This window comes from Streptomyces sp. NPDC029122 (assembly GCF_055569445.1).
In genome coordinates, this window is sequence record NZ_JBVHWK010000043.1 from 1 (window position 1) to 1524 (window position 1524).

Consider the following 1524-nt stretch of genomic DNA (forward strand, 5'->3'; position numbering starts at 1 on the left):
CTGCACACGGGTTACTGGACGTTCGCGGAGAACGAGGAGGGCGTGGCGGCTTCCTCGCAGCACACGGTCACCATCAACGCCGCGAACATCACCGCGATCCTGGGTGAGGGGGCCACGGTCGAGGACGCCAAGGAATACGTCCACACCGCGCTGAGCACCAACAGCCGCGCCACCCTCGGCCACGCCAAGAACTACGCCGAGCAGCGGGCCGGGCGATGAGCGGACGTCCGACGAGGGTCTGGTTCGTCACCGGGGCCTCGCGGGGTCTGGGCCAGGCCATCGCCGACGTCGTCCTGGAGGCCGGCGACACCGTCGTCGCCACGGCGCGCCGCGCTTCGGCGCTGGACGGGCTCGTGGAGCGCCACGGTGACCGGGTCGTTCCCGTGGCGCTCGACGTCACCGACCGCGCGGCGGTGTTCGCCGCCGTCGCCGAGGCCGCCGAGCGGACGGGCCGGATCGACGTGGTGCTCAACAACGCCGGATACGGCCTGGCCGGCGCGGTCGAGGAGGTCGACGAGGCCCAGGTCCGCGACCAGTTCGACGTGAACTTCTTCGGCGCGCTCTGGGTGACCCAGGCGGTGCTGCCGGTGATGCGCCGGCAGGGCAGCGGTCACCTGCTCCAGATGTCCAGCATCGCGGGCGTCACCACCTACCCCAACCTCAGCATGTACTGCGCGAGCAAGTGGGCGCTGGAGGCGGCCAGCGAGACGCTGGCGCAGGAGGTCGCGGGCTTCGGCGTCAAGGTCACCCTGGTCGAGGCGGGCGAGTTCCGCACGGACTGGAGCGCGGGCAGCATGGTGCGCGCCACGCCCAAGAGCGCGTACGACGCGGTACTGGCCAAGCGCCGGCACGGCCTCTCGGGTGCCTACGCGCACCTGCAGCCGGGCGATCCGCGCAAGGCCGGGGAGGCGCTGCTCAAGCTGGTCGACGCGGCCGATCCGCCGCTGCGCATCCTGCTGGGCAACGGCGCCGCCGACCTGGCGCCGAGCGTGCTGCGGGACCGGCTGGCCGTCTGGGAGGAGTGGGAGGCGCTGGCCCGTACCACCGACTTCCCCCAGGAGCCGGCGTCGTGAGTCTGCTCGCGCAGGATCTGGTGACCCACGCCGGTCACCGGAGGGCGGCCGCCGTCGCGAGCGACGCCCCGAGCGACGCCGCGAGCGGGGCGGTACCGGAACCGACACCGGCTCCGGTACCGGCTCCGGGCATGGTGCGCCTGTTCGCCCCGCTGCGGCAGGCGCCACTGGGTCTGCTCGCCCTCGTCCAGTCCGCCGCGGTGGCATGGACCGTCTACAGCCGGACCGAGGCCCCTCCGCCGCAGCCCGGCGACCATGCCTGGTGGCACAGCTCGGGGCCGGTCGAGGCGGAGGCCTTCCGGCCCGGGCTGTTCCTGGCCCTGGCCACCGTCGCGTTCTACCTGACGCTGCCCCTGCTGGCCGTGGGGGGGGGGGGGGGGGGGGGGGGAGAGGGAGGGGGGGGGGGGGGGGGGGGGGGGGGGGGGGGGGGGGGGGGGGGGGGAGAGGGGGT

Annotated in this window: 2 protein-coding genes; both read left to right on the forward strand. The window is 74.5% G+C overall.

Features of this window, described 5'->3' with window-relative positions; genetic code table 11:
- On the forward strand, positions 1 to 219 hold a 219-nt coding region (locus tag ACZ4WZ_RS32290; protein ID WP_467896457.1), incomplete at its 5' end, for an SRPBCC family protein.
- Positions 216 to 1073, forward strand: a complete 858-nt coding sequence (locus ACZ4WZ_RS32295) for an oxidoreductase (RefSeq protein WP_467896458.1) — start codon at positions 216 to 218, stop codon at positions 1071 to 1073. The genes ACZ4WZ_RS32290 and ACZ4WZ_RS32295, both read left to right, overlap by 4 nt.
- The last annotated feature ends 451 nt before the right edge of the window (positions 1074 to 1524 follow it).